Here is a 13890-nt window from a genome sequence, read left to right on the forward strand (position 1 = left end):
TGGACGGAAAAGAGTAAGAGATTCTTTCCAAGTAAAGAGGCATTACATTATGGTTAAATTTTTTTGTTAAAAAAAGTAAAACAATATGATTAGATTAGTTTACTTATTTCTTACTTTAATAATCAGTTTTAAAATATATGCAAAGGAATATAAAGGCTTAACATATAATCGTTATGAAAAAGATAAGCATGTGATTCATGTGTTAACTATTGATCCTAAGAATTTTGGGTTAGAACTAGTTAAAGCTCATAATCAGGTTATAGGCAGAGAAACAGTAAATGTTATGGCACACCGCACTAATGCAGCTGCTGCTATTAATGCCGGATTCTTTGAAATCGCAGGTAGTGATGACGGGCAGACCAAGCCTTACTTTAATGATTAACGGCAAGCTATTTAGTCTTAGAAAACAACTATAAAGTTTGTTAATTATAGATCAGGGCAATATTCAAATTACCAAGGCTAGTGCAAAAATTTTAGTAGAAATAGGCGATAAATCTGTTATTCCAAATCAAGTTAATTATTTTTCAAACCTAAAAGATATTACTTTCTATAATGATGTTTGAGCGTCTACCACATTAACGCCGTATACTAACAAAGAAATTTTGATTGATCAGAATAGGTCTAATTTTATTGTTACGGCAATAAGCAAGCATGGTGATAATCAAATTCCACAGAAAGCTTTATATTGTCCTTTCCACAAGAAACAAGTTTGCCGGCAGTAAATATAAATGATTCTGTAAAGTTAAATTTGGAATTTGTCGATAAAGACGGTAAGCTTATAAATTTAAGTAACACTGCTTCAATAGTAACCGGTATTCCCTTATTGGTTCAAGACGGTAAAAATGTTGTAGATAATCCAAAGCGAAATGATCCGGCTCATGCTCCTACTGCCTTAGGAGTGCGTAATGACGGCACTATAGTTATAGTTGAGCATATTTATAAGCAACATGTAAAAGACCTTAAGCTTGTGCAAGTAAGATCAATATTACGGGAAGAGAAAAAAATAAATGTTGATAAATTAACAATCCCTGAAGCTTTAAAAATTTTAGAAAAACACCTTGTTAATGATACTGTGATGTGATAGGATTAACTAAAACAGAACTTGCAGATTATATGTTAAAATAAGCCTTGGATATGAATCAGCAATCAATTTAGACGGTGGCGGTTTTTCTCATTATTCATGGGCAGAAAAATTATAAATAATGTAACAGGTGATGAAGATGAAGTTTTAGGCGAACATCTCGTGCGTCCCGTATCCGGTGCAAAAAGTAAATTTACGTTGCCTTAACATGGAACAATGTCATTCCTGCGAAGGCAGGAATTCAGTAACTAAAAGATACAAATATATTTATTTTTTATATTAAAAGCTCGGATAATTTCGCTTTTTTCTAGATTCCCGCTTTCGCGGGAATGACATACTCAAATTTTAGCTAGAATGATATTTGAGATTTAGAAAACTCTAAGATTTTATATTTTCCTGCTCCATTGCTTTTTTACGCATTTCTAAATATTCTTCTTTAGTCATTATTTTTTTGGGAGCTACATAATCTAAAAATATTTTTCCGTTTAGATGATCGATTTCATGCTGGATAACTCTTGCTAAAAATCCTTCTGTGATACCTTGAATTTGATTTCCATTTGTATCATATGCGTGATAATGAATTTTCTTAAATCTTGCTACCGGTCCTGTAGCATTTTCAACAGAAAAGCATCCCTCGTAATCTTCATGTTTATCAATACCTATCGGTTTATATGAGGGGTTAATCCAAATAGTTTTAGGCATTGTATCCTTAAGGTCAGGACGCCATTTTTTTAACTCTGCATCTTCGTGTACTGCAAATATTATTATACATTTTGATATGCCTATTTGCGGTGCAGCAAGTCCTGCACAATTTTCTTCTTGATCATATTTCTTTTCTAAAATAGATATATCACGTAAATCTTCTGAAGATAACGGAAAGTTTAAAGTTTTTGCCTTTATTCTAATAGTTTTATCCTCTGAACTATTTAAGGTTTGAATGTTCAAAGTTACATATTGCGGTAATGAAATATTGTTTTCATTTTTCATATTACTTTTACAACCTGTTATAAAAATTATAGCAGTTAATAATAGAGCTGTTTTTAATTTATATTTTATTATAATAATTTATAAATAGAAAATTATATATAGAAGCTAAAATCAAGTAAATAAATTGTCATATTTCTTTTACGCATCCTATAGTTAATAATTTTATTTAATTTCTTTTGAGAAAAATCAATAGGTTTGACTTTTCTAACATATTCTAGTACAATACTTATCTTTAAAATAAGAAAAATTTAATTTATGAGTACTCCCAAAAGTGACAATTATCTCTCGGAACTAAGAAAGGTAATTTGGCCTATAGAAAGATATGAAAATAAGAAGTTTCTTCCTATGGCGTTTATGATGTTCTGTATTTTATTAAACTACTCAACGCTTCGTTCAATTAAAGACGGGTTTGTAGTAACGGATATAGGGGCAGAAGCAATAAGTTTCTTAAAAACATATATAGTACTACCTTCTGCCGTAATCGCTATGGTAATTTATGTTAAGCTCTGCGATATTTTAAAGCAAGAAAATGTGTTTTATATTATTACTTCATTTTTCTTAGGGTATTTTGCATTATTTGCGTTTGTTCTTTACCCCTACCCTGATTTAGTTCATCCTGATCCTGAAACCATAGAATCTTGGAGTTTAGCTTATCCTAATTTCAAATGGTTTATAAGAATAGTTGGGAAATGGAGTTTTGCATCTTTTTATACTATGGCAGAGCTTTGGGGAACAATGATGCTTAGTTTATTATTTTGGCAATTTGCTAACCAAATTACTAAAACCGATGAAGCTAAACGTTTTTACTCAATGTTTGGTTTACTTGCTAATTTAGCATTGCCTGTAACATCCGTAATTATTGGATATTGCTTGCATGAAAAAACTCAAATAGTTGCAGAACATCTAAAATTTGTGCCTTTATTTGTTATAATGATAACAAGTAGCTTTTTGGTAATATTAACATATAGATGGATGAATAAAAACGTTCTAACCGATCCTAGACTTTATGATCCAACATTAGTAAAAGAAAAGAAAGCTAAAGCTAAAATGTCATTAATAGACAGTTTTAAAATGATCTTTACTTCTAAGTATGTAGGTTATATTGCATTGTTACTTATTGCTTACGGTGTTTCAGTAAATTTAGTTGAAGGTGTTTGGAAATCCAAAGTAAAAGAATTATATCCGACGAAAGAGGCTTATACTATATATATGGGTAAGTTCCAATTTTATCAGGGTTGGGTTGCAATTGCTTTCATGCTTATAGGTAGTAATCTTTTAAGAAAAGTATCATGGCTAACTGCAGCTATGATAACTCCATTAATGATGTTAATTACCGGTGCAGCGTTTTTTGCATTTATCTTTTTTGATAGTGTTATTGCTATGCATTTAACAGGTATTCTTGCTTCAGGTCCTTTAGCACTTGCTGTTATGATCGGTATGATTCAAAATGTTTTAAGTAAAAGTGTAAAATATTCTTTATTTGATGCCACTAAAAACATGGCGTATATTCCGCTTGATAAGGATTTACGAGTAAAAGGGCAAGCTGCTGTTGAAGTTATCGGAGGAAGATTTGGTAAATCAGGCGGTGCTATTATTCAATCTACATTCTTTATTTTATTTCCTGCATTTGGTTTTGTAGAGGCAACTCCTTATTTTGCTTCTATATTCTTTGTAATAGTAATATTATGGGTATATGCCGTTAAAGGTTTAAATAAAGAGTATAAAGTTTTGGTAAATAAAACCGAAAACTTGCTTTTTTTATAGTCGGAGAGTTTATAATATGACAAATACAAGATCCAAAATTAAAACTCCAAGATCGCCATATGTAAAAAAATATAATAGTTGGCGAGTAAGGATTTTGTATTCTATTATTATAGGTTACGCAACTTTTTATTTTTGTCGTCAGAATTTTAATATAGCAACTCCTGCTATAAGAGAATATTTTGGGGTTACTAAAACACAAATTGGCTGGATATTAACTGCTTCATCTATTATGTATGGAGTTAGTAAAGCTTGTAACGGGTTTATTAGCGATAAAGTTAATGCTCGGATATTTATGGTTTTGGGTCTTTTATTTGTCGGGATCATTACTATGCTAATAGGTTTTTCAGATTCTTTATGGCTTATAGGAATTTTATGGATAGCCAGTAACTGGTTTCAATCTATGGGCTGGCCTCCTGCAACAAAGATGCTTACTCACTGGTTCGCTTCAAAAGAACTTGGAACTAAATGGGCTATGGGTGCAACTTCTAATCAAATAGGTGGTGCCCTTGCTATGATAAGCTGTGGTTATTTAATCGATAAATTTGATTGGAGAGCTGCTTTTTTTGTTCCAGGTGTAGTTGCTTGTGTAGTATCGCTTTTTTTATATAATAGGCTTCGTAATTCTCCAAAAGAAGTAGGTTTATCTACCGTAGAGGCATATAAAGAATATCCGCCTGAAGCTATAGGAGATTATGAGAAGCTATTAACTCCACAATTACTTAAAATGGTCTTTTGTAATAAGCTAATATGGTATGTTTGTTTAGCAAACATGTTTGTTTATATAATACGTTCCGGAGTAATTTATTGGGCTCCAACATTTTTAAAAGATTTACGTAATATAAGTCTTACAAATGCAGGCTTACAAATCGGTTTATATGAAATGATAGGTATCCCAGGGGCATTAATAGCAGGTGTTTTATCTGATAAACTATTTCAAGGTCGTCGAGGTCCTGTTGCATCCATATGTATGGTATTGCTTAGCTTATTGTTAGTCTTGTTTTGGAAATTTCCTATTCACAGTGAATTATTAAGTATAGTAATTCTTTCTTTAATAGGCTTTTTTGTTTCAGGACCTCAGCTCCTTGTAGGTATAGCAGCTGCTGATTTTAGTACCCGTCAGGCTGTCGGTACGGCTAATGGATTATCAGGGTTATTTGGTTATTTAGGAGCGGCTGTTGCTGGAGTCGGCGTAGGATGGATTAGCGATAATTATGGTTGGGATGGGGTATTTATATTTTTCAGTATTTCTGCTCTTTTAGGAGGAGGATTATTTGCTTTAATATGGAATCGTTCAGCTAAAAAATAAATTTAATAGTTATAATAAATAGGTTACAAAATGACAATACAATATACTTTTTCAATGATTAAGCCTGATGCTATCAAACGGAATAAAATAGGACAAGTTAATACTTACTTAGAAAATGCCGGTTTAAAAATAGTGGCCCAGAAAATGAAATTTTTAACTAAATATGAAGCTGAATGTTTTTATGATGAGCATAGAGCAAGACCGTTTTTTAATAGCTTAGTTGAATATATTACTTCAGGAGCGGTAGTACTTCAAGTGCTTAAGGGGGAGGATGCTATAACTTTAAACCGCACAGTTATGGGGGCAACTAATCCTGCTGAAGCTGAGGCAGGCACTATTAGAAAAGATTTAGGCGAATCAATTGAGGCTAATAGTATTCATGGTTCAGATAGTGAAAATAGTGCGAAAAGAGAAATCGAATTTTTCTTTAATAAATCTGAAATTATAGAATAATTAATGCTAAAATATGACGTAATAGTTATAGGCGGTGGACATGCAGGCGTGGAAGCAGCCGCCGCTTCTGCACGTCTTGGAGTTCCTACTCTCTTAATTACGTTAAAACCGGAAAATTTAGGCGAAATGTCTTGCAATCCAGCAATCGGTGGAATTGCAAAAGGCACATTAGTTAAAGAAATCGATGCACTTGATGGGTTAATGGGTTATGTTATAGACCAAGCCGGTATACATTATAAAATGCTGAATGAGACTAGAGGACCAGCCGTTTGGGGACCTAGAGCTCAAGCTGATCGAAAGCTTTATAAAAAAGCGATGTATCAAATATTAACAAATTATCCTAATCTAGATATATTATATGGAAAAGTGGAAGATATAGAAATTAAATCTTCTAAAATTGAAGCAGTTATTTTAAATAACGGTAGCAAAATTCTTTGTCAAAAAATTATATTAACTACAGGTACTTTCCTATCAGGACTTATTCATATTGGACAAAAAAAAATTCCTGCCGGTAGAGTAGATGAAGAGCCTTCATATGGATTATCAAATACATTAAAACAAATAGGTTTTAAACTGGCTCGTTTAAAAACAGGTACACCGCCTCGCATTGATGGACGTACTATTGATTATAGTAAAACAATTTTACAACCCGGTGATAAAATTCCTCGTCCTTTTTCTGAATTAACAAATATTGTTAATGTTTCTCAGATAAATTGTTTTATCACAAAAACAACCTCAGAAACTCATGATATTATACGTGAGAATCTTGATAAATCGGCAATGTATTCAGGGCAAATAGAAGGAATAGGACCGCGATATTGTCCTTCTATTGAAGATAAAATAGTTAGATTTAGTACAAAATCAGAACATCGTATATTTTTAGAACCTGAAGGGTTAGATGATTATACGATTTATCCAAACGGTATTTCTACTTCTTTGCCTGAAGATGTGCAACATAAATTAATCAAAACAATACCAGGATTAGAAAATGTAAAGGTTTTACGTCCAGGTTATGCTATAGAATATGATTATGTTGATCCACGTGAAATAAGTGTTACGCTAGAGACAAAAAAAATAGCTGGATTGTATTTTGCCGGGCAAATTAACGGTACTACAGGATATGAGGAGGCCGCAGGGCAAGGTATAATAGCCGGTATAAATGCTGCTTTAGCAGTAAAAGATCAAGCACCGTTTATATTAACAAGAGCAAACAGTTATATTGGAGTAATGATTGACGATTTAACAACATTTGGTACTATAGAACCTTATCGTATGTTTACTTCTCGCTCAGAATATAGATTATCTTTAAGAGCAGATAACTCTGATTTACGTTTAACGGAATTAGGGATGAACATTGGAGTCATATCAGAAAAACGTAAAAAAATATTCACAAAAAAATGTGAAGACATAGAAAAAATAAAATCATTATTAAATACCTTGTCTTTAACTACTAGTAAACTTGCTAAAATGGGTATACAGGTTGCACAGGATGGTAAATATAAAACAGTATTAGACTTATTTAAAATACCTAATTTCAATGTTGAACAAGCTATTAAAATTTTTCCTATGCTTAAAGAAATACAGAATAATAACATTTTGCAATTACTCTATATTGAAGCAAAATATGCTTCATATTTAACTAGACAACACGCAGATATTAATTTATTTCAAAGTGAAGAGGCGCAGTTAATACCTAAAAATATTGACTATTTTAAAATACCAAGTATATCATTAGAGATACAGGAAAAACTTTCTTCCCATAAACCTACTACTATTGGTGTAGCACGTCGAATTCCAGGGATTACACCTGCAGCAATTACGGCTATTATAATTTATTTAAAAACTAAATATAGTGATGGAAGTTCCACGTGAAATAATTGAAAAGTTAGAAATTTTTCAAAAGTTAGTTAAAAAATGGAATAAATCAATCAATCTTGTATCGGATAATACTATACATAATTTTTGGCAACGTCATATATTAGACTCATTACAATTAATACAATATATTGATAATAAAGAAATACATTTGGTTGATATAGGAAGCGGTTCCGGTTTGCCTGGTATAGTGTTATCTATAGCGGGGGTAGCGCAAGTAAGTTTAATAGAAGCTGATTTACGTAAATGTATATTTTTAGAAAAAGCATCAAAGATATCAAATAATAACATACAAATAATCAATCAAAGAATAGAAAAAGTAGAAATAGATTGTAGTATATTAACTTGTAGAGCTTTCTCTAACTTAAATACAATATTTAATTGCATAAAAAATATTTCAGTACGAGAAAAATTTTTGTTATTAAAAGGAAAAAATTATTTAACTGAAATAGTAGAAGCTAAAGAGAGATGGTTATTTGGTTATTTAATACATCAAAGTATTACTTGTGAAGAAGGGAAAATTCTAGAAGTTAGTAATTTAACAAAAATGATATGAAAGTAAAAGTAATTGCTATTGTTAATCAAAAAGGAGGGGTAGCTAAAACTACAACTACTGTAAATTTAGCTACAGCTTTTGCTGCTGTAAATAAAAAAATTTTAGTTATAGATCTTGATCCTCAAGGGAATAGTAGTACCGGTTTTGGAATTAATCAGCAACAACGCAAAAATACTATATACCAAGTATTAACAAATTTAATAGAATTGAAAGATGCAATAATTTCTACAGATATACCAAATTTAGAAATAATTACTTCAAACACTAATCTATCTGCGGCTGAATTAGACTTAACAAAATTAAAGGACCGAGAATATATTTTAATGAAGCTATTGGAAGAAATAAAAATATTATATGATTATATAATTATTGATTGCCCTCCTTCATTAAATTTATTAACAGTAAACGCTTTAGTTGCAAGCGATGAAGTACTGATTCCAATGCAATGTGATTTTTATTCTTTAGAAGGATTAAGTCATTTGTTAAAAACAATTGAAATTGTAGAGAAAAAATTAAACCCTAAGATAAAGATTGCAGGTATATTATTTACAATGTATGATAAACGTAATCGTTTAACTGAACAAGTAGAAGATGATGTTAGAAAATGCTTAGGAGAATTAGTATTTAAAACCGTTATTCCAAGAAATATTAAATTATCTGAAGCTCCTTCATATGGAAAACCGGCTATTATATATGATTATAAATGTTCGGGAGCAGTTGCATATATAGAACTTACAAAAGAAATCTTAGAAAGATATGGCGAAAAATAAAGGACTAGGAAGAGGATTATCTTCATTACTTGGAGAAGAAGTTATTTCTATAGAATCAGAAATAGTACAAATAATAAATATTGATAGAATAAGACCAAATGAGAATCAACCTAGAAAAAACTTTGAATATGATAAAATAAAAGAATTAGCAGATTCTATATTGAATAATGGTTTATTACAGCCTATTATTGTTGATAATAATTTCCAAATTATAGCAGGAGAGCGACGCTGGCGTGCATGTAAATTAGCAAAAGTTTTAGAGATACCGGTAATTATAAAAAATTTAGATGCTAGAGAGAGTATAGAAATAGCATTAATTGAGAACATACAAAGAACTGATTTAACAGTGATGGAAGAAGCTCGTGGCTTTAAATATTTAATAGAAAATTTTAATTATACGGCAGAAAAATTAGCTGAAAGGCTTGGTAAAAGTCGTAGTCATATAGCTAATTTATTAAGGCTTAATAATTTACCGCAGTCTATTCAAGATAAAGTAAATGAAAATATACTAAGTATGGGGCAAGCTCGGTGTTTAATAAATCATGAACATGCAGAAGTAATAGCCGATCATATTATAAATAATGATTTAAATGTACGTCAAACAGAAGAACTAGTAAGACAATGGTATAAAAATGAGTATACAAAGTCCCCTAACAATAATAACAAAATAGGAAAGCGTTTTGTAAAGGACAACGCTACGGATAATGATCTAGAATTATTAGTAAAAGCTTTATCAGAAAAATTTGGTATAAAAATAACAATAGAAAATTATCAATTAGGCGGAAAATTAATATTTCATTATAAAGATTTGGAAGAATTAGACTTGATATTATTAAAATTAAATTAAAATGCATATGGAAAAATTATCAATAAGCTAAAATTATAAGTATAAAAGTATACACAATCCTTAAGCTGCTAAAATTAAAGTATATATACAGCATTTTATTTCTTAAGATAAATATCTAAACGAGAAAAACAATGATAGAAATTACAATGTCTGATTTTGAATTATATGCTCATAGAGCAATAAATTCATACAATACAGTTAGTAAATATATATATCGGTGTAAAATAATAATATAAGGAAATAAGTAATTTATGTCATATCAATATGTTTATGAAATGGTTGGTTTAAGCAAAATTATAAATGGTAAACGAATTTTAAAAGAAACAAATTTATCATTTTTACCAAAAGCTAAAATCGGTATAATAGGTCCAAATGGAGCAGGCAAATCGACTTTATTAAAAATAATGGCAGGTATTGATAAAGAGTTTGAAGGTAAAGCAACAGCTAAAATTGGTATAAAAGTAGGATATTTACCTCAAGAACCGTATCTTGATGCTAGTAAAAATGTTTTTGATAATATCATAGAAGGTCTTCATGAAAAGAAAAAACTTATTGATGAATTTAATTATATAAGTAACAAATTTGCTGCTGAAATCACTGATGAAGAAATGCAAAAGCTTTTTGATAAACAAGCAGAATTGCAAGAAAAAATAGACAATTGTGATGGATGGAATCTAGAACGTGAAATAGAGATCGCAATGCTTGCTTTACGTTGCCCACCAAAAGAAGCAGATATTACAAAAATTTCCGGTGGAGAAAAAAGAAGAGTGGCTTTATGTAAATTGCTTTTAGAGAAACCTGATATGTTGTTACTTGATGAACCTACAAATCATTTGGATGCAGAATCAGTTTCTTGGCTTGAGGATTATTTAAAGCATTATGAAGGTACTGTAATATTAATTACCCATGATCGTTATTTTTTAGATAATGTTACAGAGTGGATATTAGAAATAGATCGTGGAAATTGTATACCGTGGGAATCAAATTATAGTTCTTGGCTTGAGCAGAAGCAAAAAAAATTAGCTTTAGAAAGTAAAGAAGACGATGATAGAAAAAAACAATTGAATCGTGAACTTGAATGGATTCGTCAAACTCCAAAAGCTAGACAATCAAAAAATAAAGCACGTATTACAGCATATCAAGAGTTATTAAATAAACAACAAGAACAAAAAACCGATCCTACTCAAATAATTATACCTAACGGACCTCGTTTAGGTGATCTTGTTATTGAAGCAGAACATATAGCTAAAAAATTTAATAATAAAATATTATTATCAGATTTTAGTTTTAAAGTTCCACGTGGAGCTATTGTAGGAATTATTGGACCGAATGGAGCAGGTAAGTCTACTTTGTTTAATATTATTACAGGTAAAATAATGCCAGATAATGGTTCTATTAAAATTGGTCAAACGGTAAAATTAGGTTATGTCGATCAATCACGGGATCATTTAGATGATAATAAGACTATATGGGAAGAAATTTCAGAAGGTCTAGATGAATTACAACTTGGTAATAGAATAATTAAAAGTAGAGCTTATTGTGCAGCTTTTAATTTTAGAGGCGGTGATCAACAAAAAAAAGTTGGACAACTTTCAGGTGGAGAACGTAACAGAGTACATTTGGCAAAATTACTAAAAGAAGGAGCAAATGTTATATTATTAGATGAGCCGTCTAATGATTTAGATATTGATACGTTAAGAGCACTTGAAGATGCTATTTTAGATTTTGCAGGTTGTGTATTAGTGATTAGTCATGATAGGTGGTTTTTAGATAGAATAACCACTCATATTATATCATATGATAAAGAAAATAATGCTACATGGTTTGAAGGAAATTATCAAGATTATCATGAATATATGCTAAGTACTAAAGGTGAAAGTATTTTAAATCCAAAATATAAACATAAGAAATTAATATAAATATGTCTTTAACGCAAATATTATTAATTTTGTTTGTAGGAATATTGGTAACAAAACCGCATGATATTTTTATAATTATTAAAGAATTAAAAAAAATAAAAGCGTATTTAATTAATATTAAGTCGTCTATTGTAAAAAATATAGATGAACCGTTAGAAACAGAGCAGGTAAATTTTTATTTAAAAAAAATTATTAACCTAGAAGGTTATTATCATGGTAGTTATGATTTAACGACAATAAAAGAAAAATATTATACACTAATAATTAATAATGAATTAATAGAAAATGAATCAGTACCTGATATAACAGAGAAACACTAATCCGTGCCTCGCTCAATTAATTAAATCTAAGAATTATGCAGAAAATAGTAAAACTTAACAATATCAAAATAGGAAATGATTTACCGTTTGTTTTAATTACAGGGCCTTGTCAGATTGAAGGAAAAGATCATGCGTTGTTTATGGCAGAAAAACTTGTTAAATTAACTAGCAAGCTTGAGATTCCATTTATTTATAAATCTTCTTTTGATAAAGCTAATAGAACTTCCGTACATGGGATTAGAGGACTTGGTATTGAGAAAGGTTTAGAAATTTTATCAAAAGTAAAATCTGAATTCGATTGCCCTATTGTTACTGATGTTCATTCAGAGAGTCAATGTACCGAAACAGCCAAAGTAGCAGATATTTTACAAATTCCGGCATTTTTATGTAGACAAACCGACTTGCTTCAAGCTGCAGCAAAAACAGGTAAAATAGTAAAAGTAAAAAAAGGACAGTTTCTAGCTCCGTGGGATATGAAAAATGTACAAACAAAACTAGAAGCTTTTGGAGTAAAGGATATATTATTTACAGAGCGAGGAGCATGTTTTGGCTATAATAACTTGGTATCTGATATGCGTAGTCTTGCAATAATGGCAGAGTTAAATGTACCTATAGTTTTTGATGCCACACATTCCGTTCAGCAACCGGGGGGGCTAGGAAGTAGTACCGGTGGAGAAAGAAAATATGTAGAGTTACTTGCAAAGGCAGCAACTTCTGTAGGTATTGCCGGTATGTATATGGAAGTACATCAAGACCCCGATAACGCTCCAAGCGACGGTCCATGTATGATGAAGTTGGATAATCTAGAGTCCATTCTTGTCAAACTAAAAAAATATGATAAAATTACAAAAGAAAAATAACTTCAAATTTTACCTAAAATATATATAAATATCCCCTATTAATTCAATTTTAAAATAGAAGTAATAATTTTTTACAATATAAAAAAATAGAACTTTCTTATCATTAGAATTTCACCAATTCGCCTTTAAATCTTTATTGTAAATTTACTTATTTAGTTTTTAAATAGTATTAATATTTATTTATTCAACTTATAGATCAGAAATGTTTTTATTTGTATAAATGCAAATAATTTATAGGTGTAATTATTATGTGGAATCAAATAAAAGCAGTTGGCAGTACACTGCTTGGTAGTCCTAAATAGGAACGAGGTTTAAAAAATATAAATGATTTTTTGACGGAGTATTTTAATAATATTTTGGAACAAAAAAACACTCCAGACTTAACTGTTCTTGAAGAATGTAATATATTAATGAAATTACGTAATATTAAGTAAGGATATATTAACTCCAAACACAAGCTTCATATCTCTAAGTATGAATATAAAGATATTATAGCTTGGCTCTCTAATAACACTCGTTCTATATTTAATTAAACATTAGTAAAACCAAATAGCGGGCTTGCGGAGTTTATCAATGTAACCGCTTTGGATTTTAGTAACTACCACTTTATAACAGAAGATATACCATATATAGCAAATTATTTAAGGAATAATAAGACTATTGAGCAAGTCTTTTTGGACAATTGCGGTATAAATGATAAGCAAATAAAAATTTTAGCTGAGGTGTTTAGACTTAATAAAACAATAACTAAACTTTCTTTAGTAAATAATAAAGCTATATTAGATATAAAATTAAAACCTTATCAAATAACCGATAATGTATAATCTAATAAAGAACAAAAAAAATATTATAAAGAAGCATTAGAATGGCTTGATAAACTTACGGGATCGCAAGCTGAGCATATTATTATATCTATAAATGAAATAAAAGCCAATGCTCATTATTATTTAGGTATAATCTATGAAAATAGTAAATCGGAATTAGATTGGTTTAGAGTAATAAGAGAATATATTAATGCTCTGGAAATTGATAAAGATTTTAACTTTCTCTATGGCCATGATACAATTCCGTACATTTTTAGCAATATTTGTAAAAAATAGGTGGATTATTTTTAAATTTAGGGAGATTCTATAAGGACGAAAATAAAAGCGA

15 protein-coding genes are annotated in these 13890 nt (G+C 30.0%); 14 read left to right on the forward strand and 1 reads right to left on the reverse strand.

The genetic code is table 11. The annotated features are described in order from the left end of the window. Positions 1 to 85: 85 nt before the first annotated feature. The 3 genes from AB4K15_RS02170 (at position 86) to AB4K15_RS02180 (ending at position 1081) form a co-directional block, all read left to right on the forward strand. Positions 86 to 382: a hypothetical protein gene (locus AB4K15_RS02170; protein WP_500224223.1), complete on the forward strand. Its 297-nt coding sequence runs from the start codon at positions 86 to 88 to the stop codon at positions 380 to 382. A gap of 37 nt (positions 383 to 419) precedes the next feature. Beyond that, entirely contained in the window at positions 420 to 563 is a 144-nt protein-coding gene (locus AB4K15_RS02175) for a hypothetical protein (RefSeq protein WP_500224225.1), read from the forward strand. A gap of 122 nt (positions 564 to 685) precedes the next feature. Beyond that, the gene (locus AB4K15_RS02180; RefSeq protein WP_500224228.1) at positions 686 to 1081 is read left to right on the forward strand and encodes a phosphodiester glycosidase family protein; all 396 of its coding nucleotides are present in this window, start codon (positions 686 to 688) and stop codon (positions 1079 to 1081) included. A 378-nt stretch (positions 1082 to 1459) separates the two neighbouring features. Here the strand turns inward: AB4K15_RS02180 and AB4K15_RS02185 are convergent, their stop codons facing one another. Continuing rightward, positions 1460 to 2137, reverse strand: a complete 678-nt coding sequence (locus AB4K15_RS02185; protein WP_032073779.1) for a peptide deformylase — start codon at positions 2135 to 2137, stop codon at positions 1460 to 1462. A 186-nt stretch (positions 2138 to 2323) separates the two neighbouring features. On the opposite strand from AB4K15_RS02185, the gene tlc1 reads away from it, so the two are divergent. The 11 genes from tlc1 to AB4K15_RS02240 all read left to right on the forward strand — a co-directional run bounded on the left by tlc1 (position 2324) and on the right by AB4K15_RS02240 (position 13562). After that, positions 2324 to 3832, forward strand: a complete 1509-nt coding sequence (gene tlc1 / locus AB4K15_RS02190; RefSeq protein WP_032073780.1) for an ATP/ADP exchange transporter Tlc1 — start codon at positions 2324 to 2326, stop codon at positions 3830 to 3832. A 16-nt stretch (positions 3833 to 3848) separates the two neighbouring features. Next, on the forward strand, positions 3849 to 5138 hold the full coding sequence (locus AB4K15_RS02195) for an MFS transporter (RefSeq protein ID WP_032073781.1): 1290 nt from the start codon (positions 3849 to 3851) through the stop codon (positions 5136 to 5138). A gap of 30 nt (positions 5139 to 5168) precedes the next feature. Then, positions 5169 to 5591 (forward strand): nucleoside-diphosphate kinase, encoded by a 423-nt coding sequence (gene ndk, locus AB4K15_RS02200; protein ID WP_010420526.1) that lies wholly within the window; start codon positions 5169 to 5171, stop codon positions 5589 to 5591. Between the two features lie 3 nt (positions 5592 to 5594). Further along, the gene (gene mnmG / locus AB4K15_RS02205; RefSeq protein ID WP_500224236.1) at positions 5595 to 7463 is read left to right on the forward strand and encodes a tRNA uridine-5-carboxymethylaminomethyl(34) synthesis enzyme MnmG; all 1869 of its coding nucleotides are present in this window, start codon (positions 5595 to 5597) and stop codon (positions 7461 to 7463) included. After that, complete coding sequence (gene rsmG, locus AB4K15_RS02210) at positions 7447 to 8022, forward strand: 16S rRNA (guanine(527)-N(7))-methyltransferase RsmG (RefSeq protein ID WP_004996817.1); 576 nt, start codon at positions 7447 to 7449, stop codon at positions 8020 to 8022. Before mnmG ends, rsmG begins: the two co-directional genes overlap by 17 nt. Next, a complete protein-coding gene (locus tag AB4K15_RS02215) occupies positions 8019 to 8792 on the forward strand; it encodes an AAA family ATPase (RefSeq protein ID WP_032073783.1) in 774 nt (257 codons plus the stop codon). Before rsmG ends, AB4K15_RS02215 begins: the two co-directional genes overlap by 4 nt. After that, positions 8779 to 9639 (forward strand): ParB/RepB/Spo0J family partition protein, encoded by an 861-nt coding sequence (locus tag AB4K15_RS02220; RefSeq protein ID WP_032073784.1) that lies wholly within the window; start codon positions 8779 to 8781, stop codon positions 9637 to 9639. The genes AB4K15_RS02215 and AB4K15_RS02220 overlap by 14 nt, the downstream gene beginning before the upstream one ends. 251 nt (positions 9640 to 9890) lie before the next feature. Next, positions 9891 to 11558 carry an energy-dependent translational throttle protein EttA gene (gene ettA, locus AB4K15_RS02225; RefSeq protein ID WP_032073785.1) on the forward strand — a complete coding sequence of 556 codons (1668 nt, stop codon included), beginning with the start codon at positions 9891 to 9893 and terminating at the stop codon, positions 11556 to 11558. A 2-nt stretch (positions 11559 to 11560) separates the two neighbouring features. Further along, on the forward strand, positions 11561 to 11878 hold the full coding sequence (locus AB4K15_RS02230) for a DUF2672 domain-containing protein (RefSeq protein ID WP_032073786.1): 318 nt from the start codon (positions 11561 to 11563) through the stop codon (positions 11876 to 11878). Between the two features lie 35 nt (positions 11879 to 11913). Then, positions 11914 to 12738, forward strand: a complete 825-nt coding sequence (gene kdsA / locus AB4K15_RS02235) for a 3-deoxy-8-phosphooctulonate synthase (protein ID WP_032073787.1) — start codon at positions 11914 to 11916, stop codon at positions 12736 to 12738. Between the two features lie 674 nt (positions 12739 to 13412). After that, positions 13413 to 13562, forward strand: a complete 150-nt coding sequence (locus AB4K15_RS02240; protein ID WP_500224246.1) for a hypothetical protein — start codon at positions 13413 to 13415, stop codon at positions 13560 to 13562. Positions 13563 to 13890 lie beyond the last annotated feature (328 nt).

Origin of the sequence: Rickettsia aeschlimannii (assembly GCF_047973405.1) — a bacterium.
In the GTDB taxonomy this organism is placed as follows: Bacteria; Pseudomonadota; Alphaproteobacteria; order Rickettsiales; family Rickettsiaceae; genus Rickettsia; species Rickettsia rickettsii.